The 24,898-nt window shown below is 62.2% G+C and carries 27 protein-coding genes and 2 pseudogenes; 11 read left to right on the top strand and 18 right to left on the bottom strand.

From position 1 onward, the window contains the following. Window positions 1–34: 34 nt before the first annotated feature. The 4 genes from JQ553_RS22690 to JQ553_RS22675 all read right to left on the bottom strand — a co-directional run bounded on the left by JQ553_RS22690 (window position 35) and on the right by JQ553_RS22675 (window position 2,752). A complete protein-coding gene (locus JQ553_RS22690; RefSeq protein ID WP_212502230.1) occupies window positions 35–568 on the bottom strand; it encodes a methylated-DNA--[protein]-cysteine S-methyltransferase in 534 nt (177 codons plus the stop codon). Window positions 569–730: 162 nt separating this feature from the next. Then, a complete protein-coding gene (locus JQ553_RS22685; RefSeq protein ID WP_212502229.1) occupies window positions 731–976 on the bottom strand; it encodes a hypothetical protein in 246 nt (81 codons plus the stop codon). An 11-nt stretch (window positions 977–987) separates the two neighbouring features. Next, on the bottom strand, window positions 988–2,100 hold the full coding sequence (gene ada, locus JQ553_RS22680) for a bifunctional DNA-binding transcriptional regulator/O6-methylguanine-DNA methyltransferase Ada (protein WP_212502409.1): 1,113 nt from the start codon (window positions 2,098–2,100) through the stop codon (window positions 988–990). Between the two features lie 202 nt (window positions 2,101–2,302). Continuing rightward, a complete protein-coding gene (locus JQ553_RS22675) occupies window positions 2,303–2,752 on the bottom strand; it encodes an ester cyclase (protein WP_212502228.1) in 450 nt (149 codons plus the stop codon). A 362-nt stretch (window positions 2,753–3,114) separates the two neighbouring features. Between JQ553_RS22675 and JQ553_RS22670 the strand changes: the two genes are divergently transcribed. Continuing rightward, the gene (locus tag JQ553_RS22670; RefSeq protein WP_249144516.1) at window positions 3,115–4,611 is read left to right on the top strand and encodes an outer membrane protein; all 1,497 of its coding nucleotides are present in this window, start codon (window positions 3,115–3,117) and stop codon (window positions 4,609–4,611) included. Window positions 4,612–4,804: 193 nt separating this feature from the next. On the opposite strand, the pseudogene JQ553_RS22665 reads toward JQ553_RS22670, so the two are convergent. Beyond that, window positions 4,805–5,074 (bottom strand): annotated as a pseudogene (locus JQ553_RS22665) (DUF2200 family protein); the annotation flags it as partial. Between the two features lie 359 nt (window positions 5,075–5,433). Here JQ553_RS22665 and JQ553_RS22660 point away from each other — a divergent pair. After that, on the top strand, window positions 5,434–5,646 hold the full coding sequence (locus tag JQ553_RS22660) for a hypothetical protein (protein ID WP_212502227.1): 213 nt from the start codon (window positions 5,434–5,436) through the stop codon (window positions 5,644–5,646). Window positions 5,647–5,919: 273 nt separating this feature from the next. After that, window positions 5,920–6,078: a hypothetical protein gene (locus JQ553_RS22655; protein ID WP_212502226.1), complete on the top strand. Its 159-nt coding sequence runs from the start codon at window positions 5,920–5,922 to the stop codon at window positions 6,076–6,078. Window positions 6,079–6,134: 56 nt separating this feature from the next. Here JQ553_RS22655 and JQ553_RS22650 read toward each other — a convergent pair whose 3' ends face one another. Beyond that, the gene (locus JQ553_RS22650; RefSeq protein WP_212502225.1) at window positions 6,135–6,743 is read right to left on the bottom strand and encodes an FMN-dependent NADH-azoreductase; all 609 of its coding nucleotides are present in this window, start codon (window positions 6,741–6,743) and stop codon (window positions 6,135–6,137) included. A gap of 118 nt (window positions 6,744–6,861) precedes the next feature. Here JQ553_RS22650 and JQ553_RS22645 point away from each other — a divergent pair, with 118 nt between their 5' ends. Then, a complete protein-coding gene (locus tag JQ553_RS22645) occupies window positions 6,862–7,263 on the top strand; it encodes a helix-turn-helix domain-containing protein (protein ID WP_212502224.1) in 402 nt (133 codons plus the stop codon). On the opposite strand, the gene dprA is transcribed toward JQ553_RS22645, so the two are convergent. Both dprA and JQ553_RS22635 read right to left on the bottom strand, forming a co-directional pair. Beyond that, the gene (gene dprA / locus JQ553_RS22640; RefSeq protein WP_212502223.1) at window positions 7,264–8,379 is read right to left on the bottom strand and encodes a DNA-processing protein DprA; all 1,116 of its coding nucleotides are present in this window, start codon (window positions 8,377–8,379) and stop codon (window positions 7,264–7,266) included. It abuts the gene before it with no gap. Between the two features lie 73 nt (window positions 8,380–8,452). After that, window positions 8,453–8,716 (bottom strand): hypothetical protein, encoded by a 264-nt coding sequence (locus JQ553_RS22635; RefSeq protein WP_212502222.1) that lies wholly within the window; start codon window positions 8,714–8,716, stop codon window positions 8,453–8,455. A gap of 32 nt (window positions 8,717–8,748) precedes the next feature. Here JQ553_RS22635 and JQ553_RS35335 point away from each other — a divergent pair, with 32 nt between their 5' ends. Next, complete coding sequence (locus tag JQ553_RS35335) at window positions 8,749–9,018, top strand: transposase (RefSeq protein ID WP_409363086.1); 270 nt, start codon at window positions 8,749–8,751, stop codon at window positions 9,016–9,018. A 39-nt stretch (window positions 9,019–9,057) separates the two neighbouring features. Here the strand turns inward: JQ553_RS35335 and JQ553_RS22625 are convergent, their stop codons facing one another. After that, a complete protein-coding gene (locus JQ553_RS22625) occupies window positions 9,058–10,293 on the bottom strand; it encodes a peptidoglycan-binding protein (RefSeq protein WP_212502221.1) in 1,236 nt (411 codons plus the stop codon). Window positions 10,294–10,851: 558 nt separating this feature from the next. Here JQ553_RS22625 and JQ553_RS22620 point away from each other — a divergent pair. Then, window positions 10,852–11,214 carry an ABC transporter substrate binding protein gene (locus JQ553_RS22620; protein WP_212502220.1) on the top strand — a complete coding sequence of 121 codons (363 nt, stop codon included), beginning with the start codon at window positions 10,852–10,854 and terminating at the stop codon, window positions 11,212–11,214. A 265-nt stretch (window positions 11,215–11,479) separates the two neighbouring features. On the opposite strand, the gene JQ553_RS22615 is transcribed toward JQ553_RS22620, so the two are convergent. Beyond that, on the bottom strand, window positions 11,480–12,301 hold the full coding sequence (locus JQ553_RS22615) for a phosphotransferase (protein WP_212502219.1): 822 nt from the start codon (window positions 12,299–12,301) through the stop codon (window positions 11,480–11,482). Between the two features lie 671 nt (window positions 12,302–12,972). On the opposite strand from JQ553_RS22615, the gene JQ553_RS22610 reads away from it, so the two are divergent. After that, entirely contained in the window at window positions 12,973–13,401 is a 429-nt protein-coding gene (locus tag JQ553_RS22610) for a universal stress protein (RefSeq protein ID WP_212502218.1), read from the top strand. Between the two features lie 136 nt (window positions 13,402–13,537). On the opposite strand, the gene JQ553_RS22605 is transcribed toward JQ553_RS22610, so the two are convergent. Together JQ553_RS22605 and JQ553_RS22600 are read right to left on the bottom strand one after the other, a co-directional pair. Then, window positions 13,538–13,924, bottom strand: coding sequence for a DUF4440 domain-containing protein (locus JQ553_RS22605; protein WP_249144515.1), 387 nt, complete (start codon window positions 13,922–13,924; stop codon window positions 13,538–13,540). 230 nt (window positions 13,925–14,154) lie between these two features. Continuing rightward, window positions 14,155–14,604: a hypothetical protein gene (locus tag JQ553_RS22600; RefSeq protein ID WP_212502216.1), complete on the bottom strand. Its 450-nt coding sequence runs from the start codon at window positions 14,602–14,604 to the stop codon at window positions 14,155–14,157. A 575-nt stretch (window positions 14,605–15,179) separates the two neighbouring features. On the opposite strand from JQ553_RS22600, the gene JQ553_RS22595 reads away from it, so the two are divergent. After that, the gene (locus tag JQ553_RS22595) at window positions 15,180–16,421 is read left to right on the top strand and encodes an amidase (RefSeq protein ID WP_212502215.1); all 1,242 of its coding nucleotides are present in this window, start codon (window positions 15,180–15,182) and stop codon (window positions 16,419–16,421) included. 9 nt (window positions 16,422–16,430) lie between these two features. Here JQ553_RS22595 and plsY read toward each other — a convergent pair whose 3' ends face one another. Genes plsY through JQ553_RS22580 form a run of 3 tightly spaced genes read right to left on the bottom strand, consistent with a single transcriptional unit; the run spans window position 16,431 to window position 19,316 of the window. Next, window positions 16,431–17,027, bottom strand: a complete 597-nt coding sequence (plsY, locus tag JQ553_RS22590) for a glycerol-3-phosphate 1-O-acyltransferase PlsY (protein WP_212502214.1) — start codon at window positions 17,025–17,027, stop codon at window positions 16,431–16,433. Between the two features lie 29 nt (window positions 17,028–17,056). Beyond that, on the bottom strand, window positions 17,057–18,358 hold the full coding sequence (locus tag JQ553_RS22585; RefSeq protein ID WP_212502213.1) for a dihydroorotase: 1,302 nt from the start codon (window positions 18,356–18,358) through the stop codon (window positions 17,057–17,059). A 4-nt stretch (window positions 18,359–18,362) separates the two neighbouring features. Further along, complete coding sequence (locus JQ553_RS22580; RefSeq protein ID WP_212502212.1) at window positions 18,363–19,316, bottom strand: aspartate carbamoyltransferase catalytic subunit; 954 nt, start codon at window positions 19,314–19,316, stop codon at window positions 18,363–18,365. 252 nt (window positions 19,317–19,568) lie between these two features. Here JQ553_RS22580 and JQ553_RS22575 point away from each other — a divergent pair. The 3 genes and pseudogenes from JQ553_RS22575 to JQ553_RS22565 form a co-directional block, all read left to right on the top strand. Continuing rightward, window positions 19,569–19,688, top strand: a pseudogene (locus JQ553_RS22575) (M15 family metallopeptidase); the annotation flags it as partial. A gap of 23 nt (window positions 19,689–19,711) precedes the next feature. Then, complete coding sequence (locus JQ553_RS22570; protein ID WP_212502211.1) at window positions 19,712–21,355, top strand: acyl-CoA dehydrogenase family protein; 1,644 nt, start codon at window positions 19,712–19,714, stop codon at window positions 21,353–21,355. 10 nt (window positions 21,356–21,365) lie between these two features. Continuing rightward, window positions 21,366–22,139 carry a CPBP family intramembrane glutamic endopeptidase gene (locus JQ553_RS22565; RefSeq protein WP_212502210.1) on the top strand — a complete coding sequence of 258 codons (774 nt, stop codon included), beginning with the start codon at window positions 21,366–21,368 and terminating at the stop codon, window positions 22,137–22,139. 93 nt (window positions 22,140–22,232) lie between these two features. On the opposite strand, the gene JQ553_RS22560 is transcribed toward JQ553_RS22565, so the two are convergent. From JQ553_RS22560 to JQ553_RS22550, 3 genes are all read right to left on the bottom strand, one after another. Continuing rightward, window positions 22,233–23,156, bottom strand: a complete 924-nt coding sequence (locus JQ553_RS22560) for an AEC family transporter (protein WP_212502209.1) — start codon at window positions 23,154–23,156, stop codon at window positions 22,233–22,235. Window positions 23,157–23,158: 2 nt separating this feature from the next. Continuing rightward, window positions 23,159–23,641, bottom strand: a complete 483-nt coding sequence (ruvX, locus tag JQ553_RS22555; RefSeq protein ID WP_212502208.1) for a Holliday junction resolvase RuvX — start codon at window positions 23,639–23,641, stop codon at window positions 23,159–23,161. Between the two features lie 92 nt (window positions 23,642–23,733). Further along, window positions 23,734–24,669 carry a cyclase family protein gene (locus JQ553_RS22550; RefSeq protein ID WP_212502207.1) on the bottom strand — a complete coding sequence of 312 codons (936 nt, stop codon included), beginning with the start codon at window positions 24,667–24,669 and terminating at the stop codon, window positions 23,734–23,736. Window positions 24,670–24,898 lie beyond the last annotated feature (229 nt).

Here is a 24,898-nt window from a genome sequence, read left to right as displayed (position 1 = left end):
ACGCGCTTCATGCGCTGGCTTGTTTCTCGAGAAATCAGCGCTCGCGCTCGAGACCTTGGCAACCACCGGCAAGTTCGCCGTCGCCGCGAATGACGCGATGACATGGGATGACGAGCGCGAGCGGATTGGCAGCGCAGGCATTCGCGACGATGCGGGCGGTGACCTGGGGATAGGCGGAGTTGATCAGGCGAGCCACCTCCATATAGCTCTTTGTCTTGCCGAGCGGGATTGAACGAATCGCGTTCCACACGCGGCGCTGGACGGGAGTGCCGCGCATATCGAGCGTGAGATCGAGTCCTTCGGAGGGCTTGTCGGCATAGCGCGTCACTTTCGCCAGGGCGTCACGAATCATCGCCTCGTTCGGAACGAACGTGGAGTGCGGGAAGCGTCTCGCAAGATCATCTTCCAGTGCGCGGGCGTCCTCACCGAGGAGGATCGCGCAAACACCCTTGACACTGCGGGCGATCAGAACCGTGCCGAACGCGCAGCCGCCGGTCGCGTAGAAGAGAACGTCGGAGGGGGTGGTGGTCGGGTCAGCCGAAAGGTCAGCGTATGTCGCGAGATTCATGGATCGTCTCCTTCATCTGTTCTCGTGACTGAACGTACGCAAAAGCGCTCTACGCCAAACTCCGATGCTTGCTTTCAAATCGAGAAGGGTTTCAGGCCGCTGACGAAGCAAAAAGCCGAGCGCACGGCTTGGCGAAAGAGGAGGAGAGATACGTCTCACCAATCACGCGATGCGCGTGATCGTGGCCTGTTCAAGGAGATACGTCTCGCCCGTAATTAGCCGCAGGTGGATGGTCCCGTCGTCCAGCGTTTGCCATTCGGCGAACCCGTCCGCGACGAGTTTGCGCAAATGACGCATCACTGTGACCTTGGCGGTATCGGACTGCATCAGGGCCGGGCTCGCATCGGACGTCGCCTCGACACGCACACGTTTATCGAGCCTGCCGTTCGGTGTGGTGCGAGGATCCATCGGGCCGGATCTCAGAAGTTTCGGGCGGGCACGTGGACTTCCTGCGACGCCTCCCGGTCGAGCAGGGCGCGCTTTCGCTCAACTCCCCACGCGTAGCCCGAAACCGAACCATCGGTGCGAATCACGCGGTGGCAGGGAATTGCGACAGCGAGCTTGTTTGCGGCGCAAGCGCCGGCGACCGCGCGCACTGACTTGGAGGAACCTATGCGTTGCGCGAGATCAGCATAGGTGACAGTCGCACCGACGGGTATTTCCTGGAGCGCCTGCCAAACACGCTGTTGAAAGGCGGTGCCTCGGACATCGAGCGGCAGATCGAGGCCGAGTTTCGGTGCTTCCACGAAGCCGACAACGCGCGCGACCATAGCCTCATATTCCTGATCGGCACCGATCAGGCAGGCTTTTGGGAAGCGGTCCTGCAGATCGCGGAGCAGCGCCTCCGCATCATCGCCCAAAAGGATCGCGGCAACGCCCTTCGTGCTGGACGCAACAAGAATGGCACCCAAGAACGTCTGGCCCACCGCAAACTTGATCTCCTCGTTCGCGCCACCTGCGCGGTATTGCGATGGTGTCATGCCGAGCATGCAAGTGGATTTTTCGTAGAACCGGCCGCTTGAATTGAACCCAGCGTCATAGATCGCCTCCGTGACGCTGTTTCCCGAGACGAGACCTTCGCGAACCTTGTGGGCGCGATAGGCAACGGCATAGTCTTTGGGCGTCAGGCCGGTCGCCGCTTTGAACGTGCGGTGGAAGTAGCTGGGGCTCAAGCAAACCGCATCAGCCAACTCTTCGAGCGACGGCTCTTCTTGCCTCTCTTCGATAAGACGGCATGCTTTGACAACGAGTGCGGCGTTCTCTGCCTCGATCGATAGCCCGTCCGGATTGCAGCGCAGGCACGGCCGAAAGCCGGTCGCCTTGGCGCTCTCCAGAGTGTCATGCAACTGAACATTCTTAGGGTTCGCGGTGCGCGAAGGACACGAAGGCCGGCAGTAGACTCCGGTCGTCGCAACCGAATACCAGAATTCGCCATCGGCCGTCCTGTCTCGTGCAAGAACCCGCGCCCATCGCGGGTCTGCCGCAACGGGGAGCTGTGTCGTCTTCCCGGTCTTTTTGAGATTCGCGTCCATCGATTGCATGACGTCACAGGACGGCCAACACTGCCACCCGCTTTCCGAGAATACACTCCGATCCTTGCTTTCAAATCCGGACGGCACGACGGGCCCAAAGCAAAGCCGGGATTCAATGCCCTTCCAAGCTGATCACACAAATGAGGCCCGCAAATCGGTGCGGGCCTCGCTCCACTGTGCCGGCAGTGCTCGATCTTGCCGATTACGCGGCCTTCAGTAACCCAAGTTGAGTCAGCGCGGTGACACCATCGTCGAGGCCGACCTCCTCGACGATCTTGCCGTCGACCACCTTCAGCACGGTGGTGCCGGTGAAGTGCATCTTGCGTCCGGTAGCGGCCGGCAGATCGCCGATCAGGAAGTCTTTGAAAGCGGGCCCCGTGTGCGTGCCGCCGCCTTCCCACTGACCGACCACATAGTCACCCTCGGCGATGAGATCGGCCGTTCCCCAGAAATTGAGATTGGGGAATGCAGCCCGGAAATCCGTCATGAACGCCCGAATGTCGTCGCGTCCGCGGCGGGGCTCGTGCAGCGAATATTTCAATAGCATGTCCGGCGCGGCGATCTCGTCGATAACGCCGAGGTTGACGGTCTTGCCCCAAAACTCCGTGAACCAGCGGCCGACAACCGCTTTATTATCTTCTTCCTTGCTCATTCATATGGCTCCTTGGTCAGATTGGTAGAAGATCGCTGGCGTCGCCAGCGACAGGGAGAGGATCTACGTCTGAATCTGGTCGGCCAAACTCCGCTTCTTATCGTCGAATTCCAAATCTGTTGCGGTCGGTGAAACACTGCTCCATGTCGGCTTTGGGATCATGAGCGTCGTCTTTGTCCGTTCGCCCGATGTCGGCTTATCTTCATGGCGGCGATCGGTCTGCCCCCGTCAGCGGAAGGCATGCGTCGCTGATCGTCCAGGTTCAGGCATCAGCGGCCGGCGGCGCAGCAAGAATTCGGGTCAGGCATCCATCGGATTCCTTGCAGGTGTGCCTACCAAGTTACACCCAAAAGCCACGCCTCATGGTTGAATATCCCGGCATTTGGAAGATTTGGCATCATCGTTACCCTACCTGGGGCGTCATGAAGTCGTTCCTTGCAAGCGCTGCCCTATGTGCAATCTGCGCGAGTGTTACGGCGCGTGCTGCAGATATGCCGGTGAAAGCTCCGCCGCCCCCTTTGCCGCCGTACAACTGGTCCGGATTTTATCTCGGCGCAAATCTCGGTGGCGCGTGGACCAACGGCAGCCTGAACATTCCAGGCAATAATTTCTATGGCGGCCTCACCGAATTCATCGGTGGTGTTCAAGCCGGCTACAATTTCCAGGCGGGCCATCTTCTATTTGGCGTGGAGGGTGAGTTCGATGGGGCGACATTTGGTCATCCCGCGCTTCCTACTCCTACGCTCGGCTCCGTGAGCCAGAACTGGATTGGAACGATTGCAGGCCGGGTCGGCCTCGTAGAGGATAATTGGCTTGTCTACGGCAAGTTTGGCGGTGGCTGGGTGCAGAGCAATGCGTCGTTGAACTTTCCCGGCGTCACCTGGCAGGGGTCCAACACCAGTTCTGGCTGGCTGGCTGGAGTGGGCGTCGAGTACGGCTTCAAACCGCACTGGACCCTGAAACTCGAATACGATCAGATTTTCCTCGGAAACTGGACTTCCGCCACGGCCCCACCAATCCAGCTGAACCGCGATCTTCAAATGGTCAAGCTCGGTGCGAACTACAAGTTCGAGAGCGGCCTTGCCGATACGGCCGCGCCCACAAGAACCGGCCATTCAGCCGACCCCTCCGAAGACGAAGATCTGGCCAAAAAATCGCAGAACCCTATCGCCGATCTCGTCAGCGTTCCGTTCCAAAGCAACACGAATTTCAACACCGGGCCGTTCAACCGGACCCAGGAAGTACTCAACATTCAGCCGGTCGTGCCGCTGCGCCTCAATGCGGACTGGAACCTAATCTCGCGCACCATCATGCCCGTGATCAGTCAGCCTAGCCCGCTCTTTAACAGCAACACGAATGGAATTGGCGACATCACTCAGCAGTTCTTTTTCACCCCCACCCATCCAGGCGCTCTGATCTGGGGCCTCGGTCCCGTCTTCACGGTCCCGTCTGCGACCGATCCTATTCTTGGACAGGGAAGGGTGCTGGTCGGTCCCACGGCCGTCTTCCTGACAACGCCGGGACATTGGGTGATCGGCGTGTTGGTCAACAATCAGTGGTCGGTTGGCGGCAATCCGTTGCGCCAGAACGTGAACGAATTTCTCGCGCAGCCGTTTGTCAACTACAACATGGCGCACGGCTGGTTCCTGACAAGTTCGCCGGTAATCACGTCGAACTGGCTCGCCGCTCCAGGGCAGCAGTGGACGGTACCGATCGGTGGCGGCATTGGTCGAATCTTCAGGCTCGGCGACCAGCCGGTGAGCGCATACATATCCGGCTATTACAACGTCGTTCGTCCAACCGGCACGCCCAATTGGCAATTGCGAGCCGAATTGTCCCTGCTATTCCCCGAGAGGTAGGAGATCGGCCAGGGTCTTGGCCGTGTAAAAACAGACGAGGTCACTCGCGTCGTCTTTGACCGTTCGCCGGATGTCGGCTTATCCCCTGAGAGCGGCGGAACAGCGGATATCGCCGAAAGGCGGCTCGGGGCTACAAGCTGACATTGGCGGCTACGCCGAGCCGAGTTGACGGAGGCTCGGTCGCTCAAGATCATTACCTTCGCAGAATTTGGTCCATTGCTTTTCCACGAGCTGACTCGTCGATTAGTTTATCCAGGCAGCGAATTCCAGCATAGTTCGCTCCTTGATATCCTCCACTCGGACACCACAAATCACGCCCGTGATCGGGGCCCGCGAAGGATTGATCTTAGGAGCCATTGCAAAGAACGTCTCAAAGTCGGCTTGTTTTTCCAGCTGCGTCCAACTCCTTCTGACCGTAGCCAGTCAACCAATAGATTATCTGATCAACCTCCGCGTTTCGCCTTCGCTGTGTTCATCGGCAGCCCGCTTCTGGGCGTCGCAGACGAAATTCTGCACCACCTAACTCTATAAGGCCGCCGAAGGTGCCAAGGCTGCGCCGGTACCGAAGGCAGTCGAATTGCTTCGCATCAGAACACGACGGAAAAGGCGCGAGAGCGCGCCCAACATACTTGCCCGTATCCGTCGTGGCGCGGGGCTTCACACCTGCTTGCGGCAGGCCGTGCGCTCGGAAGACGATAGTCCAGAATTTTGCGGAAAACACGACTGAGTGAGATGTGAGGTGGTTCACGTTCGCGCGTCGTGGTTCGACCTAATCAAGAGTACTGCAAAGCTGGCCTATCGAAATCGAACAGGAGGTTTCTCGTGAAGCATCCGATGATTTTTGCAATTGCAGTTGTCGTCCTGCTCGCCGCAACCACCGTACTCTGGTCGCATACGCCGACATCCAAGCTGTCTGACGGAACGGCCGCTATGCCGTCGTTGCACGAGCTCCACACCACCGCTAACGCAAATAAGCTCCCAAACCAGGAGATTGAGGATCGGTCACTGATCTTTCCTGGCGAGGCGAAGCGCTAAACGCGAGAGTGATTGCTCCCTTTACAATCGCTTCGTTCGCTTACGACGAGCGGGCGCGTGGGCAATGGTCATGAGCGTCCTTGCTTGGCGCCCATGATGCCGACGCGGAAGCATTTGTTTCGAATTGTTTCCAGTCGGCGTGACGCGCGCTGATTATCTGATCGCTTTGATGACGCTTTTCGGAAACGCGCGACATGCATTGAACCTTCGTCGCGGTTGCAAAGACACCTCCATGCGCCGCGAATTTTTCACTGGTTCATTTGGAGTGCAGCCATGCCGAAAGCAGCCCGCATCCCGACATCAGTCCCCGTTTCGTCCGCGTCCGAGAAATCGGATAGCTCGCAACTCGTTTCGATCGCGTTGTTCTCGGGGATCGGTCTTCTGATCTCCCTCGTCGCCGTCATCCTCGGCGTTCAGGGCGTCTGGTACTAAAATCCCTTGATGGGAATTGGCCTGCCGGCGCGGGCGACGGCAGGCGTCGTTAATCGTCAGGCAGCGTTCAGGCTGCTGGCTGCCTGCAAAGCTCCAGTGACCGCCTTTTGGCGATGGTCTGGACCGATCAGCAATCCATCGGCGGCGATGAACTCCAGGTTCTTTACGCCGATGAAGCCAAACACAGAGCGCAGATAGGTCTCGAGATGCTCGGCTGCCGCCATCGGCGTGTCCGCGCCGTAAAAGCCGCCGCGCGAGATCGTGACGATGACGCGCTTGTCGCCGGCCAATCCCTCGGCGCCCTGCGCGCCGTACTTGAAGGTCTTGCCCGCGACCACGATGCGGTCGATCCAGGCCTTGAGCTGGGAAGGGATCGTGAAATTATACATGGGCGCGCCGAGCACGACGATGTTGGCAGCCAGAAACTCCTCAAGAACGGCCTGTCCTGTGGCAATGTCGTCACGCAGCGACGGCTCCGGAGTGGCGCCCTGTCCCGCGGCGATGTGGGAGCCGGATAGGTGAGCGAGCGGGGTCTGCGTCAGATCACGGTAACTGACGGTCAGACCGGGATCGGTCTGGCGCAGCCGGTCGACGACAGCGGCCGAAACCTGGCGGCTAACGGAGTTAGCGCCGAGGACCGAGGAATCAAGATGCAGGAGTTTCATGGGAGATGTCACCTTTGGTATAGGTTTGTAACTGGCGCTATATGAGTCACCGTCCTAATGGTTCGCAAGAACGCACATTCTTGAAACCCGATCACAACCGTGAAACCCGATCACAACCATGAGACCAGCGAACATTCGTGTGCCTGCCCTGCCGCCCCAACCCGGGACCGATCACAGCGATTGCCGCGCCGTCGCCTCCGTGCTGGCGCGGGTCGGCGACAAATGGAGTGTGTTCGTGATCATGATGCTGATCGACGGGCCGCGGCGCTTCAACGAATTGAAGCGCACGATCGCCGGCATCTCGCAGCGGATGCTGACGCTCACCTTGCGCGGACTGGAGCGCGACGGCCTCGTGACACGCACGGTATTCCCAACCATCCCGCCGCGGGTCGACTACGAACTGACAGATCTCGGCCGCGGACTGGCCGAGCCGGTGAGGGCGCTCGGCCAATGGGCGTTTGAGCATCTGCCGGAGATCGAGGGCGCGCGGAGGGATTTTGACGTGCGCAACGCCGACTGATCAGACCAGCGACATCAGACCGCCGCCGTGACGCTCGAGCCTGCCGGCGAGCTCCAGCTCGAGCAGCACCGCGCGCACCACTGAAGCCGACACATCAGCCATCCTGATCAGATCGTCCATACTGATCGGGCTCGGGCCGAGCAAATTGACGATGCGGGCGCGGTCGCCGGCGTCGGTAGCAAAGTCCAGCGGCTCGTCGTCCTCGCGCACGCCGAACCTGACCGGCCGCTCCATGATCGGCTGAACCGCATCGATGATGTCGGCCGCGTCGGTGACCAGCGTCGCGCCTTGCTTGATCAGGTCGTTGGCGCCGGCGGCGCGTGGATCGATCGGCGAGCCCGGCACCGCGAACACCTCGCGGCCCTGTTCGGCTGCCATCCGCGCCGTGATCAGCGATCCCGAACGATGCGCGGCCTCCACCACGACCACGGCGAGCGAGGCACCGGAGATCAGCCGGTTGCGGCGAGGGAAATCGCGCGCCCGCGGCACGTGGCCGAGCGGCATTTCCGAGATCGCCGCGCCCTGATCGAGCAGCGCGGCGAGCAGGTCCACATGCTCGGGCGGATAGATCTTGTCGTGACCGCCGGCGAGCACGGCAATCGTGCCGCTCGCAAGCGTGGCGCGATGCGCGGCCTGATCGATGCCGCGGGCAAGACCGGAGATCACGACAAAGCCGGCCTCGCCGAGATCGCGCGCGAGCTGGCTCGCGAACTTCAGCCCGGCGCCGGAGGCATTGCGCGAGCCGACGATCGCGATCATTGGCCGCGCGAGCGCATCGAGCAAGCCACGGACGGCGAGCAGCGGCGGGGCGTCGTCGATGCTGGCAAGGCGGGGCGGGTAGTGCGCCTCGTCAGGCGCGACGAGACGGATGCCGATCCGGGCGCATGCGGCAAGCTCCGCCGCTGCGTCCGGTTCGCTGCAGATGCGCCTCGATCCCGACGCGCCGCCGCGGCGGATAAGATCGGGCAGCCGTTCGAGCGCGGTTGCCGCGTTGCCGAAATGGCGGAGCAGGGAAGCGAATGTGCGTGGCCCGACATTGTCGGAGCGGATCAGCCTGAGACGGTTGAGCCGCTCGGTGTCGGAGAGTTTTGGCGCGCTGGCCGTATGGTCGTGCATTGCGGTTGCAGCTTCGCTCAACCGGAGACTGTGATCAACCGGGTCGAACGCGGAGTTGCTAGCGAAGGGATGCTCATTCTCGCCGGTCATGCCCAAGGCGGAGGAAAGGTAGACTACCCGCGCCAGCGCCGCTCTCGAGATCGCTGACAAGGGCAAGGAGGCTCGATGATCGGCCGTTTCCGCCCGGTAAATCGGGCCCGCCAATGTCAAAACACATCGCCGTGATCGTCGATTGATCAGGAACCAAAGCGGCAAGCGTAAGGTTGTTGTCATAGTCCGGGAGCGCAGTGGCAAGCTCGGTCCCAACAGTTTCAATTCGGAAAGCAAGCTGCTTCATTCATTCGCGCTCGCATCGCGAAGGAAACGGTTGTGCATGCCGACGGAGCGGCATCATGGGATATTCTGCATGAGCGTTTCGAGATCAAGGGAATCAACCATCAGGAGGCATACAGCCTCGATGGCGCGTGCGCTCACATGGCTAAGGAATACTTTTCCCGACCGCGCCGTGACGAGTTCGGAATTCACCACCACATCGCCGGTGCGCATCTCCTCCGGTGCGCGCCGGAGCCCTCATGGCGCGAGGACAAGCGCGGCGTCTCGAATGGAAGGCCGGTGAATCGGATGCCGCGCTCGCATTGAACCGCGGGTGGACCTCACGGGCCGCCCGGTAGTGCACAGCTAGACGATGCTATTCGCGAGCGCTTGATGGTACATCATCTTTCCAATGCGCTGGTGCATAATGTTTTCTGGCTGCAATTGGCCGAAAGTCTCCGTGACGAACCGGAAGTGATCCGGGAGAAGATTGACCCATCCGGGCGGTGGTGGAGAAAGCTGATGCTGGGTGAAGATCCTGGACACAACGCCTTTCGGAACATGAGTCAGCTCCTTGCGATGGGCGGCAAGAAATGGCCCGTCAAAATTGAATACCTCTTTGACGAGACCTGACGGCGCAAGTGCCCCTATGCAGAGCTTCATCGGTGTGACCCCCGAGCTGAAGGAACTGACGCCCAGTTTATCGATCACGGATGAGAAGGGGGCGGCACCGACGTGTCGCTTGATCGCGTTCATCACTACATTCAGGGTCTGCACCGGTCTGTCCTTGAACACATTATCATCGTTGAGAGCGCTGAACGCCGTCGCTTTCATGAACGTGATGAGCAACGTCACTGGCTTCTCGGCGGCGGCTGCCTGAACTCCCATCATCGGGATGAAATTCCGCATCCGAGTCGCCCACCCCCCCGTGAATGCCTGATAGTCCTTGTCGTCGGCAAGGACGATGGGTACCCCGTTGGGTCCGGGCTTGACGGTGGAGGGGGTGAAGTACATTTGGGCGCGACTGAAGTCGGTAATCCTCTTGGGGACTGCGGCGCCGATCCAAAAGACTCGTCCGCCTTTCTTCACTTCGAATAGCAAGTCGTGAAAGTCGGCCTCGGGCTTAAACTCATTGAATCGAAACTGCTTGTTTGGGCTGAATATGACTGGGGGACGGACGGCTTTAGGTATCGTAAATGTCGGGGCCGCGACACGCTGAGTGACCGCAAAGGATGCGGGATGATCTTTTTTCAGGGTGGCTGTAATCGCGTCCGTGTCCGGCCCCGGCTCAGTTTTGCGCTCTTTCTCGCGCATTTCCGCGTCGAGCGCGGCCATCGTCATCTTGCCGACAATGTTGTCGGCGCGTGTCTGATAGCTGCGGTTGATAATGTTCCGCTTCTGCTTGTAGGCGAGTACCGCGCTCGCGGTGGCCGGACCATAATTTTCGTCCGGGTTGAGGCCAGCCCCATCTAGTTCATTCAACGCCTGCTGAATCTTGCTGACGTGCGAACCGATCGCACCTTGGACGATGTGAGCGGAATCCGAAACGAGGGCCGCCTCGAGTTTAGCATCGCCGCGAAACAGTTTTGATTGAAGGGCCATGGGAGTCTACCTCGTGCCTTTCATAATCGACTGCGTCATCCGGGAATAGGACATTCTAATCCGAGCGTAGCGCCGAACGCTACCGAATGGTACCAGTTCGCCGAACTCAGCTTCGACGGCTTCATGGCACGGAATGGATTGAGAGACTGAAGCGGCGCAGGACATCTTCCTGAAGCAAAGACCCCGGGACGAGGCCCCGGGATGGTCGCCGGCGAAGTGATCGAATCGGCCGCATCTTCGCTGCAACGCATGAGTCCGGAAATGGCCGCTCCCGGACATTCGATTTGACGTCCGTGATCTCCGCCATCGAGGGCTAAAGCGGACATAGCCATCATCCTGACTGATGCCACCGTTTGGCCCGTTGCGGACGTTGGCGGTATTAGGCCGGTGACTCGTTTGCGGTTTGAAGATCAGTGTTCTGTCAGCCCGACCTGTCGGAGAATGCGGCCCCGAGCGGACCAAGCGCCAGATGCGCGCCTCCCCGTGCAGCGCGATGGCGCTAGGCAACGTAGATGCTCGCAGGGTGCCTAATTGACGCTTCGCCCTTGTCGTCATCACATGATCGGGCGTACCATGTTCGCCGCACGGGTCGAGGCGCTCATCCTGTTCCCGTCGCCGAAATTTTTTGTCCATCTTGCGGAATTCGCACGGATGACGACAGAGCAACAAATTCCTGCGATTTCCGGTTTTACCGACTTCGCTCGGGCTGGTGGTTTTTTGTCGTATGGTCCGGACAGCAAGAAAACTTGGCGGTATGCCGCGATACCCGTCGACAAGATTTTTAAGGGAGCGAGTCCGGCCGATATTCCCGTCGAGCAATCAGACAACATAAATCTCGTCGTCAACCTTCAGACCGCGAGGGCGCTGGGGCTGATCGTGCCGCATGCACTTTTGGTGTCGGCGAACGAGGTCATCGATTGAAGCAGGGACGGTCTTCGACGAAGCGCCGCGCCTCCGCGGTTGTCGCCTCTGGCCCTACCCGGACGTCGTGCAATGTCTGCACCACGCCGCTGCTTGAATTCAAGCGGACATCGCAGATCAAGGTGAAGAACCGGGCGCACCCCGCGTACAGCCGCGTAGCGGATCAACTCTAGCGGACGTGCTTGTGGCTGTCGCGAATGCCTGCGAATGACCCGGAAGCCGACACTGAGCAGCCGCATCGACGGCCACGCGCGTGGTCAAGGATTCAGTCCTTCGGGCGCAGGGCCGCTTCGGCGCGCTGCATCATCCGCCGCCATCGCTCGCTTGTCGGCCCGCCCATGAGCAGGAAGTAGCGGACGATCGCGACCGGCAGCCAGGTCTCCATCGCTTGCCTCAGCGCTGCTACCGGCTTGCCGGACTGCCGCGCGTATTCGGATTGCGCGGCCGCATAGACCGCAAGCGGCCGCTGCGGATTGTCGGTGACGTCGAGGGCGAGCTCAGTCAGGTTGATGTGAAAGTGTCCATGATCGAAGGCCGCAGGCGCGCGGATCGAAAAGGTCCAGTCGATCAGCCGCGGACCCTCAGCCGTCATGATCACGTTTTCAGGATGGATGTCGCCATGGCACAGCCCGTCCCCCGGCTGCTGCAGGCGGTCGATCAGCGCGAGGATGCCGGAGGCGATGTGCTTGGGCACGATGTCGCCCGAGAGCCTGAAGGCGGTGTCCATCCAGCCGCGCAGATGGAAGGCCTCCGGCGGCGGCGACATCCTGTGAACGGACAAGCCGAGGGACGCAAGGATCGCACCCGCCTGAGCGAACGTCACGGCGCCGCTGCGCGTGACGTGCAGCAGTGTCGGTCCGTCGAGGCGGCCGAGCACGATGCCGAAGCGTCCGTCGAGCGTCACCTCGCCGAACACCTCCGGCGCTGGCACGCCGGCGGCGAAGACCGCCTGGGTCATCCGCGCCTCTTGCTGGCCGAGCCGCGGCGGGAAACCGTCCTTGAACAGTTTTACGACCTGACCTGGCGCCCAGGCGTGAATGTCCGCCGTGCCGCCCTGGTTGATCTTCTCCCCGAGGGATCCCCGCATCGCCCGTCCTCCCGCCGGTCGCGACCAAACACCAGCGGCGGCCAAAAGAGAACGCTCCCGCGATCTTGGCTGCCAGCCATGATCGTGGCTTGTCCCCGGCCGCAGCGTTTGCCAGAATCGCGAAGCGACGCGAGGTTTGAGACAAGTCCGGTTCTGGCCTTTCGCGACATATTGCCCCGCTGCGCAAACTTGGTCGCTATAGGAGCAAAGCGGACGTAGTCACCTCACATGACGTCGCCGGGTTTTATAGGTATGCGACCTTGATGATCGCCGCTTGGAGCCCAATCGCGGCTAGATGTGGACATTGCGCGAGTTGGGCCATAAGCCGACTTCAATCGTCCTGAGGGTTGGGTTTACCCGGCTCGAAGGTAACGGATACTGCACGCTCCACAGCAGGGCTGAAGCTCGATCTCGACGTCTTGCGGATCGAGGGCTAGGTGGCCCTCGGCGCTCCGGGCGATAAGGTGCGCGTGCAGAACCAGCCCTCAATCACGTTTTGGATGCTAAAGCCGTCGAGCTGGAGGTCCATGACCCCCGCTCAGTGTGAAAGTCACTTGCGGGCCATCTGGGTCGCGATGGGCCGATAGATTGATATAGCTCAAGAAGTATCCGAAACGCGGGGTTCAGCTTACATTCGGAAGACAGCGATACGTCCAGACAGGAGGTGAAGCATGTACCGGCATATTCTCATTCCGACAGATGGGTCGAAGCTAGCGGAGCATGGGTTGGCGCAGGGGTTGGCGCTGGCGAAATTCGTGGGAGCCAAGGTATCTGTAATCTTCGTTGTGGAACCGCTTTCAGAAGTGACAGGCCGGCTCCTTGAAGCACTCGCAACATATGCTGAGCTGCGCAAGGAACAGGCCGCGACCACGTTGGATAGCGCGGCAAAAGCGGCCAAGGAGGCTGGTGTTTCCTGCGAGACGATTCAAGTGGAGCACGGGCAACCCCATCAAGCCATCATCGCGGCAGCCGAGGACAAAGGCTGCGATCTCATTGTTATGTCATCGCATGGACGCAGCGGGCTTTCCATGCTTCTCATCGGCAGTGTGACAAACAAGGTGCTGACGCACGCGAAAACCCCCGTACTGGTCTGTCAGTGAATGCGCAGACCGCTCGATGGGTCAATAGACGCGCCGAGAGATTGAGATAAGTCCGCTTTGGGTCTTGGCTGTGTGAAAACGCCAAGACGCTTGAGCATGAGGGCCTGCGGCTCCAGCGGTTCGCCGGAGCCGACGCTCACTGACCGTCGTTCCAGATGTCGGCCGCCAGCTTCCAGTCATTTCCGACTTTCTCCCAAACCACAAGATATTTGCCGGTCACATCCTTTGGGTTCGGGCCTTTGGTCTTCATGCTAAAGGTCCCGATCTCCCGTGCCGCGGAGGGACCAAGCGGCTTGACGTCAAGCGTCATCAGCTTCGGATCACCGACTTCTTCGGCAAATCTTTTGAACATTGCCCCAATGGCGGCATCGCCACGCACCATCGCGGAGCCGGGCGGAAATGCGGTCGCATCAGCGGTGTAGAGCGATCCAAGGCCAGCGAAATCGCCCTTGTTGAAACATTCGATCCACTTTGCGTTCGCCGCCTCAATCTCTGCTTTCTGCGCAAACGCCGGCAGGCTCATTCCAACGACTCCTGCAATCGCAAAAGCAACTCTGCGCATGACAATGAGCTCCATTTGTCTTGATCCGCTTTGAAGTCCGCTGCGGCGCGATAGCGGACCTCACCAGAAGTTCGACTTGGGCCAGCGCATCCGCGCCCTTCACCGTTTCGCCGTCGCTTAACCCGAAGGCGTGCTGCCGGTTGGGATGGTCTTTCGAATATTCAAAGATGCGGACGGCAGAACGTTAGCCATTACGCAGGCGGCGGCACAAATCTGATACGAAAAATAGCCTCGACGACTTGACCACTTTCAGTGAACATCACTCTTTTTTCTTCGTTTACATGGCCCTCAAGAATATCATACCTGAACTTAAGATGGTTGTCGCCCAAGCTATCGTTTGCACTGGTGTCATCTTGCTCCTTCAGGTGTCCGCCGATCCAGAGAAACTCATTGGGTCTGACGTCCATAGGGGGTGTCGTCTTCCCGATGTGAAGCGTTGCGTGTTCCGTGATGCTTTGTCGCATCGATGGATTCATGCGGTCCATTAGTAAATGCTGAATTCTATGCTGTTCGTGGCCCGCCGGATTGATGAAAATCACCCATGCTCCAAGATGCCCGTAAATCTCGAGATCGTCGCCCGGATCGTCGCCCGTCATGCGGTTCTCGATCCCGATTGCTTCAACAGTGACCCACTTTGTCATGGCATCTGTCCTTTGTTCAGGGTTCGCTAGGGTTAGTGAAGTCCCGGTCCGCTCAAGACACAGTCCTTGTGCGAACTTATAGGACCTTTCGACGAAAGGTTGAATCGGTGCTTGATTTAGATCAAGACGCGCTTTGGTCCATAGCGGACATCTGCAGCGGCCGCGCCTGCCACGAGCCTCGTCGGTAACGGCCGAATTGATCGGCTTGAGATGACGTGATTGTAGGATTTTCCGCTTGAGGTTGTCGGGAGCTGACATCCAGGCCTTTATGAATACATACCCTAACCGGCCGCAGTCGTTTGGCCACGGATTGACCTGTATCCATGCACCGCGACCGACGGGCCTGAGATTGAATTGCTAAGAAATATTGGTGGAGGGCTCCGCCACGGAAAGCGGGACGGATATGGCTCGGAGGTGAGCGCATCCAGGTGCACGACATTCTTGGCCGATGAACTCATGCCGACGAGAGCTGGCGGCGCCTCAACGGAGGCTGCGACCAACTCGTTCCGGCGCCGGCTTGCCCGATCACGCCAGGCTTCGTACAAACCGCGATGGAAACCGGAGGTATTCAGCCGATGATCTCGCTCGTTGAGTTGCAGGAGTCTGTTGATCGGGGGACGCTCACCACTGAGGCTGCCGTCGGCCAGTCGCTCGAGGCGATCCGGGCGCATGACAAGACCATCGGCGCCTTCGTCTGCCATGACGAGAACGCCCGCGCGCAAGGCGCCGGTCCGCTGCGGGGCGTCGCGGTTGGCGTCAAGGACATCATCGACACCGCCGATTTCCCGACCGAGATGGGTTCACAGATCTATCGCGGACATCGCCCGCGTGGCGATGCGCCGGTCGTGATGGCGCTGAGGCAGGCGGGCGCGACCATCATCGGAAAGACCACGACGACGGCGTTCGCGGCGAACGATCCGACCGCGACGCTCAATCCGCGCAACCACGCCCATACCCCCGGCGGGTCGTCCTCGGGCTCGGCTGCTGCGGTCGCGGCGGGGATGATCCCGCTGGCGCTGGGGACGCAGACCGGCGGCTCGGTGATCCGGCCGGCCTCGTTCTGCGGTGTCGCCGCGATCAAGCCAAGCTATCGGCTGTTGCCGACCGTCGGCGTGAAATGCTTTTCCTGGACACTGGACACCGTCGGGTTGTTCGGCGCCAAGGTACGCGACGTCGCGCGCGGGCTCGCGGCGATAACCAATCGGCCGGAGCTTGCGGTGCCGGCGGGCGTCGCGGCGCCACGCATCGGCGTGGTGACGCAAGGCTTTGCCGGCGCGCCGGATGCCTCGGGGGCGGCGGCGCTGCAGACGGCGGCGCGCGCCGCTAAGCAGGCGGGCTCGTCGGTGCGCGAGCTCGCGATGCCGGAGATCGTCGCGGAGGCGTGGCGGATCCATCCCATCGTGCAGGAGTTCGAGGCGCACCAGTCGTTCGCCTGGGAGTACCGGCAGAACTACGACGCGATGCCACCGCTGCTGCGCGGCCGCCTCGACGAGAGCAAGGGCTTCACGCCCTTCGACTATGACGCGGCGATCGATGTTGCGGCGCGCGCGCGGCAGGCTCTTGGCGCAGTCTTCGACGAGGTCGACGTGCTGCTGACGCTCTCGGCAGCCGGCGCTGCGCCAAAGGGCTTATCGTCAACCGGCGATCCCCGCTACAACCGGCTCTGGACGTTGATGGGCGTTCCCTGCGTCAACGTGCCGGCGCACATCGCCGAGGGCGGATTGCCCGTTGGCGTGACCGTCATCGCGCGGTTCGGCGGCGATGCGCAGGCGCTGACGGCAGCAGGCTTTATCGAGGACGCGTTGAAGCGGCCGTAGCGTCAGACGCTACCTCTTCTCGCCGATTTTGCCCTCGGTGCCGTCCTGCAGGCGCTTGATGTTCTCGCGGTGCATGTAGAACAGCATGAGCGTCAGCACCGCAAACAGCGAGGCAAGCGCGGCGTGGCCGAACCACCACAGGAACAGCGGCGTCACAAAGGCCGCGACCAGCGCCGCCAGTGACGAGTAGCGGGTGGTGTAGGCGGTGGCGAGCCAGATCACGGCAAAGATCAGCGCTGCCGGCCAGAACAGGCCAAGCAGCACGCCGATATAGGTCGCCACGCCCTTGCCGCCCCTGAATTTCAGCCAGATCGGGAACAGGTGGCCGAGGAAGGCGCCGAGCGCGGCCAGCATCGCCGCGTTCGGGCCGTCAAGGTACCCCGCGATCACGACCGCGACGGTGCCCTTGAGCATGTCGCCGATCAGCGTCGCCGCCGCGAGGCCCTTGCGCCCGGTGCGCAGCACATTGGTGGCCCCGATGTTGCCTGATCCGATCGAGCGCAGATCCTGCGTGCCGGCAAACCTGGTCAGCACAAGGCCAAACGGGATCGAGCCGAGCAGGTAGCCGATCAGGAACGCGACAACGAGGAAGACGTCATCCGACATTGCTGCGGTCCCCGCAAGATTGCCGCGGATTAGACATGTTCGTAAACCGTCCGTCCGCCGACAATAGTCCGCACCACACGGCCAGAGAAGCGGGCGTCGTCGAACGGCGTGTTCTTGCACAGCGATTTGAGATCGTCGCGATCAAGCACCCACGGCGTATCGGCGTCGATCACGATGACGTCGGCCGGGGCGCCGGCGCGCAGCGTTCCGCCGGGTAACCCCAAAAGTTCCGCCGGCCGGGTCGACATCGCGCGGATCAGCGTCCTGAACTCCAGTTCACCATTGTGGATCAGCCGCAACGCCGCCGGCAGCATGGTCTGTAGGCCGACCGCGCCGCTCGCCGCTTCCGCGAACGGCAGCCGCTTGACCTCGACGTCCTGCGGATTGTGGTCGCTCATCACGACGTCGATCAGCCCGGAGGCGAGCGCGGCCACCAGCGCCTGGCGGTCGCTCTCGGTGCGCAGCGGCGGCGACAGCTTCAGGAAGGTGCGGTAGGGGCCGATGTCGTTCTCATTCAACGTCACATGGTTGATTGAGACCGAGGCCGATACGTCGATGCCGTCATCGCGCGCGCGCTTGAGAATTTCCAGCGACTCCGTCGAGGTCAGGGAGGCTGCGTGGTAGCGGCCGCCGGTCAGCGCCGCGAGCCGCATGTCGCGCTCGAGCATGATCGACTCGGCGGCGGTGGGAATGCCGGCAAGCCCAAGCCGCGTGGCAAACTCGCCCTCGTTCATCACGCCTTCGCCGACCAAATGCGGGTCCTCGGTGTGGTGCACGATCAGCGCGTCGAAATCGCGGGCGTAGGTGAGGGCACGGCGCATCACCTGCGCGTTGGTGACGCTCCTGTCGCCATCGGTGAAGGCAACCGCGCCGGCCGCCTTCAACAGGCCGATCTCGGTCATCTCCCGGCCCTGCAGGCCCTTTGTCAGGGCCGCCATCGGATGGATGTTGACGATCGCGGTGTCGCGCGCGCGGCGCAGCACGAAGTCCACGGTGGCCGAATTGTCGATGACCGGCGAGGTATCGGGCTGGCAGATGATGGTGGTGATGCCGCCGGCGGCAGCGGCCTGACTTGCGGAAGCAAAGGTCTCGCGGTGGCTCGCGCCGGGCTCGCCCACGAAAGCGCGCATGTCGATCAGGCCAGGGGCGACGATCCTGCCGGCGCAATTGACGATGTCGGTACCTTCGGGGACGCCGGCGGCGCCGATTCCGCGCCTGGCGTCGCGTATCATGCCATCGGCGATCAGCACGTCGCCGGGGCCGTCGAAATCGCGCGACGGGTCGATGACGCGGGCGTTGGCGAGCAGGATCGGTCTGCGGTCGGTCAGCATGGCGTCACGCGTTGGGCAGGTTGCGGGCAAGTGCCTCCAGCACCGCCATGCGCACCGCCACTCCCATTTCCACCTGTTCGCGGATCAGCGACTGCGCGCCGTCGGCGACGAAGGTGTCGATCTCGACGCCGCGGTTCATCGGGCCGGGATGCATCACCAGCGCATCGGGCTTTGCGTAAGCGAGCTTTTTCTGGTCGAGGCCAAAATAATGGAAATACTCGCCTGACGATGGCACGAAGGAGCCGTTCATTCGCTCGCGCTGCAGCCGCAGCATCATCACGATGTCGGCGCCGTTCAGCCCTTCGCGCATGTCGCGCGCGACCTCGACGCCCATCCGCTCGATGCCGCGCGGCAGAAGCGTGGAGGGCGCCACGACGCGGACGCGGGCGCCCATGGTGTTGAGCAGGAGAATGTTGGAGCGCGCCACGCGCGAATGCAGCACGTCACCGCAGATTGCGATCACGAGCCCTTCGAGCCGGCCCTTGTTGCGGCGGATGGTCAGCGCGTCCAGCAGCGCCTGGGTCGGATGCTCGTGGGCGCCGTCGCCGGCATTGATGACGGAACCGTCAACCTTGCGCGCGAGCAGCTCGACTGCGCCGGAGGCGTGGTGCCGCACCACGAGGATGTCGGGGTGCATCGCGTTCAACGTCACCGCGGTGTCCATCAGTGTCTCGCCCTTGCGGGTCGACATCGATGACACCGACATGTTCATGACGTCGGCGCCCAGCCGTTTTCCGGCGATCTCGAACGAGGACTGGGTCCGCGTCGAAGCCTCGAAGAACAGGTTGACCTGGGTGCGGCCGCGCAGCGAGGCGCGCTTCTTGTCGACCTGGCGGTTGAGCTCGACATACTCCTCGGAGAGGTCGAGCAGGCCGGTGATGTCGTCGGCGGAAAGGCCCTCAATACCCAGCAGATGCCGGTGGCCGAGGACGAAAGTGGATTTTAACGATGGGGTCATTAAAGCGAGAGCTATAGGCGCGGAAGAGCCGAGGGGCAAGCGCGAATAGGGGCCATCCGGGTTATCCCCCAGGTAAGATGCAGCCGGCTTTCCCGCCGTCACGGCTGGAGCGTAGCCGGGCCGTGACGATGGAGCGAACAACCTGTGAAAGCTGTCGTCATCCCATTCACCGTCGTGGTGTCCGTTACGTCTGCCCATGCGCAGGGCCTGCCGGCCGGCTTCGTGTTCCTGCGGGACATCGATCCGACCACCCTGATGGCGGCAATGTCGCGGCAGGGATTTGTGAACTATTCGAAGGAATGGTGGCACTTTTCGCTGCCGGGAGCGGGCGGACAAGCCTATGATTTCCTGATATCTGCGCGCCGCAATTGATCCCCGATCCGTGAGACAAGGCCATGACGCAGGCTTCCTTTGCCACACATGACGTGCTGAACCAGTCGCCGCCGTTCGAGAACGTCGACCTGTTCGCATCGGATGTCCCGCTGGTCGCGGCGGTCGCGGCCAATGGCGGGGCGGCGGCAGCCACCGAACTGTCGGAGTTCGGCACACATTGGGGTTCCGCCGTCATGGCGGAGCGCGGCCGCCTCGCCAACGAGAACACGCCGAAGCTGCGGCTGTTCGATTCCAAGGGTCGTCGCCGGGACGAGGTCGAATTTCATCCGGCCTATCACGAGCTGATGGCGCACTCTGCGCATGCCGGCGTGCACAATTCGACCTGGAGCGCGGACGGCAAGCCGGCCGGCGGCGCGGCCGAAGTGGTGCGGGCGGCCAGGTTCTACATCGCCGCGCAGGTCGAGACCGGCCATCTCTGCCCGATCACGATGACGCGGGCTTCGGTCGCGGCGCTCGCCTCACAGCCGGATCTGCTCGCCAAGACGATGCCGGTGATCGGCACGCGCGCCTATGACCCGAGCTTTGCGCCGTGGTGGGAGAAGCGCGGCATGACGCTCGGCATGGGCATGACCGAGAAGCAGGGCGGCACCGATGTGCGCGCGAACATGACGCGGGCGGATCGTGACGGCGGCGCCTACCGGGTGGTCGGCCACAAATGGTTCATGTCGGCGCCGATGTGTGACGCATTCCTCGTGCTGGCGCAGGCCGAACAAGGCCTGACCTGCTTCTTCATGCCGCGCTTTGCGCCCGACGGCTCGGTCAACGCCATCCACTTCCAGCGGCTGAAGGACAAGCTCGGCAACCGCTCCAACGCCTCGTCGGAGGTGGAATTTCACGGCGCCTACGCCGAACGGGTCGGCGAGGAGGGCAAGGGCATCCGCACCATCATCCAGATGGTGCAGCTCACGCGACAGGACTGTGCGATCGCCTCCGCCGGGCTGATGCGCTCGGGGCTTGCGCATGCACTGCATCATGCGCGCCATCGTAGCGTGTTCCAGAAGCATCTCGCCGACCAGCCGCTGATGCAGGCTGTGCTCGCGGACATGGCGCTGCATGTCGAGGCCTCGGTGGCGCTGGTGATGCGGCTCTGCCGCGCCTTCGACCGCGCAGGCGTCGATGCCGGCGAGTCCGCCTACATGCGGCTGCTGACGCCTGCGATCAAATACTGGGTCTGCAAGAGCGCGCCCGGCTTCCTCTACGAAGCGATGGAGTGCCTCGGCGGCAATGGCTATGTCGAGGAGGGCATTCTGGCCCGCCACTACCGCGAGTCGCCGGTCAATGCGATCTGGGAAGGTTCCGGCAATGTGATGTGCCTCGACGTGTTGCGCGCGCTCGGCCGCGAGGCCGACGCGGCGCTCGCGGTGCTGCGTCAGCTTGCGGAGGAAACGCAGGGCCTGAACGGCGCGGCCGAGGCCGTCGCATCAATCGGGGCATCGTTCCGCCGTGGCGACAGCGAGCGGGTGGCGCGGCTTGCGGTCGAGAAGCTTGCCATGCTCGCCGCGGCTGCGGCGCTCAATCAGGTCTCGCCGAGAGGCGCCGAATTGTTCGCGGCCACGCGACTTGCCGGAAACCATGCCGGCATGTACGGCGCGGTCGAACTATCCAACGACGACAGTCGCGCGCTGCTCGCGCGAGCGCTGCCATGAAGGTCTGCTGATGGACGCACTCAATCCAGAACTGCCGCCCGCGGCCATCGATCCCGCGCCGCGCCCACCCCGAGTCTGGAAGTTCTGGGGCACGGCGCTTTGGGGCGTGGCCATCTTCGGCGCGACATTCCTCGGTCAGGTCGGGGTCATCATCTTCTTTGTGATGTGGCATGGCGAGGCGGTGTCCATCGAGAGCATCACCCATGTGGCCGCGAGCGGCCTGACCATTTCGCTCTCGGTCGTCGCAGGTCTGCCCATGGTGCTGCTGGCGCTGTGGATCGCGATCCTCCCGACCCGGATGCGGTTTTCCGATTATCTCGGGCTGCACTGGACGTCGTGGAAAAACGTGATCGTCGGCGTCATCGCACTCGCCGTCCTGATCGGGGGCTGGGACGTGGTGTCCCGCGCCGCCGGCCGCGAGGTCTCCCCCGGCTTCATGGGCGATGTACTGAAATCGGCACAGGCGGAAGGCGCGCTGTGGCTGCTGGTAGTGGCCTTCGCCGGCGCCGCGCCGATCTGGGAAGAACTGTTCGCGCGCGGCTGGCTGTTTCGCGGATGGTCGGAATCGTTTCTTGGTCCTTACGGCGCGATCCTGCTGTCCTCGATCATATGGGCGGTGATGCACCTGCAATACGACTGGTTCTTCCTCTGCGAGGTGCTGTCGATCGGCCTCCTGTTCGGCTACTTGCGGTTTCGCACCGGCTCGACCTGGCTGACCATTGTGCTGCACGGGCTGAACAATCTGGCGGCAACGATCCAGACCTGGTGGCTGGCGGGACAGTGAGTGACCGCGCGCGCTGTTGCGAGCCTGGGCGAAGCAGTCCACTGCGCCACTTGCCGTGAGATGGATCGCAATGACGGCGGGTGGCCGGGCCGCTCACGCCACCGCAGCGATTGCGATCGGCATCGTGATCGCGGCCAGGACCGTCTGCAGCGTGATGATCTGGGCGAGCAGCGGGGCGTCGCCCCCCATCTGACGCGCCAGCACATAGGCTGACGGCGACGTCGGCACCGCCGCGCATGCCGTGACGATGGCGAGGCTGGAGCCGGTGAGGCCGAACCACAAGGCAAGCGCGACCACAAGCGCAGGCATCAGGACCAGCTTCAGGACCAGTGCGACGGTGGCGGCGAGGCTCGGGCGGAATATGCCTTTCAGTTGCAAGCCGGCGCCGGTCACGAGCAGGCCGATCGCCAGCGACGAGCCGCCCAGCGCATCGGCGACCTGATGCCAGATCTGCGGCAGTGGGATGTGCGTCAGGTTGATGGCGAGCCCGATCACGCAGGCCCAGATCAGCGGGTTCCTCACGACCGTCATGATGATCGCCCGCGTCGATCGCTTCTCGGACGTGGCGTAGCGCGCCAGCACGGCAACACTAAAGACGTTCACCAGCGGAATGATTGCCACCATCGCGACGGAAGCGAGCGCAAGCCCGACGCTGCCAAACAGATTACTTGACACCGACAGCGCGACATAGGTCTGCCAGCGGGTCGCGCCCTGGAAGATCGAGGTGAAAGCCGGGCCATCGATGCCGGCGCGGGCGAGCGGCGCACGTAGCGCGAGACAGAGCAGCGACATCACGAGCGACGCGAGCAGCAGCGCGCCGCCGACGCCCGCGATAGGCACGTTCGTCAGGTCGGCCTTCACCAGCGTCTGCACCAGCAGGACCGGGAACAGCACGTAGTAGGTGAGCTGTTCCAGCCCATGCCAATGCGTATCGAGCTGCATCAGCGTGCGCTTCAGAACGAAGCCCAGCACGATCAACAGGAACACCGGCATTAGCGCCGCCACCACCACCGCCATGGTCAGCGGTCCTCACGCAGCTTCGTGAGGCGGTCGAGCGCCCCCTGCAGGATGAAGATTGCTGCGTGCTCGTCGATCACCTCGGCGCGCCTGCTACGGCTGACATCCATGCCGATCAATTCGCGCTCGACGGCGGCCGTCGACAGCCGCTCGTCCCACAGCGCGATCGCAAGCGGGGTGAGGCCTGAGAAGTTGCGCGCGAAGGCGCGGGTCGATTGCGCGCGCGGACCCTCGCTGCCGTCCATGTTGATCGGCAGGCCGAGCACGAAACCGACCGCGTTCCGCGTGGTCGCGATCGCGAGCAACTTCGCCGCGTCCGCCTTGAAGGCCTTGCGCTGGATCGTCTCGACGCCGGTCGCGAGCCGCCGATCGGGATCGGAGACCGCGACGCCGATGGTCTTGGTGCCGAGATCGAGGCCGATCAGGGCGCCCCGGTCGGGCCAGTGCGATGCAGCGTCGATCAGGGGAAGGACGGGAGCGGGCATGGGTTGCGCATAACACGAGGGCTATGCGCAGGCAAAACACTTGCTGCACCTCTCCCGAACGGGGCGAGGTGCAGCGTCAACCAAGTATCCAGTTATCGGATCGCGACGGGATTGATCATGCTCTGCACGCCGCCTCTCCAGCGCGGCTGTCCGAGCACGAACAGGAACTCATAACCCTTGTCCTTGGCGAGTTCGGCGGTGTCCATGTTCTCCAGGATATAGGTCCCGTTCATCGCGAGCAGGATCTGGTGTACCTCGAACACGTTCTTTGACTCGAACGGCAGCACCTCGAGCCCCCAGGTGTCGGCGCCGACCGCGACGACGCCCTTGCCGGTCAGGTATTTCGCCCCTTCGACGCCGAGCCCGGGTTCGCCGGCCGAGTAGCGCTTGTCGTCCTTGCCGATCAGGCTGAGCCAGCCGGTGTGGAAGATCACGACATCGCCCTGGCGGATTTCGACGCCTTGCTTCTTGGCGGCCTCCTCGATCTCCTTGACGTTGAAGGCCGTGCCTTCCTTGACCACATCGGTGTTGTAATAGGCCGCCATGTCGAGCAGCACGCCGCGGGTCACCATCGGCGGGACCTTCTCGATGCCGAGCTTCTTTAGCCCGGTTGGATCGGCGAAGTCGGCAAGCTTGTTGCCGTTGTAATAGACGTGCTCGACGCCGAGATGCCCGAGACCGTCGAGCTGGCTGCCGATACCAACCCAGGTGTCGAGGATGTCGTCATTGTAGGTCGCCTTGTTCGGGCCGAGGCCGGCGCTGCCGGCCTGTCCCGGCTGCACGATGGTGATCTTGAACGTGCGTGGCGGATAGGCCGGGGTCTTGGTGTCGACGGGAATGCCAAGCGGATAGGTCTTGCCGGTCTTGACCAGCGATGCCGCTTTGACGACCAGCTCCGGCGTCATGTAGTTGGCAGACCCGATCTCGTCGTTCGGTCCCCATTTCGATTTCGTCCAGTCCTGCGCGCTGGCCGTTGCTGACATCCCCAATAAGGCAACAGAGCAGCAGAATACGAATGCGTTGCGCATCGCCGTTCCTCCCAGATTGACGTTATGGTTGTGGGTAGACAGTACGTCATCCTACCGCAGTCGCGCATACCGCTCCAAAGAAATCTGGAATACGCGACAATCCAGGACGCCGGATCGATCGCTGCGCGCCTTGTCGAACCATGAAAACAGAATTCCGCCCGGCGGAAGCGCGTGCAGGCTGGAAGCTTCCGTTAGGGCGAAGGGCGTGGTGCACCGGCAGGCTATCGCG

It is taken from the genome of Bradyrhizobium lablabi (assembly GCF_018131005.1).
Taxonomy (GTDB): Bacteria; Pseudomonadota; Alphaproteobacteria; order Rhizobiales; family Xanthobacteraceae; genus Bradyrhizobium; species Bradyrhizobium lablabi_D.
Note: the sequence above shows the minus strand (reverse complement) of the source record. Positions and strands in the feature narration are given on the sequence as shown.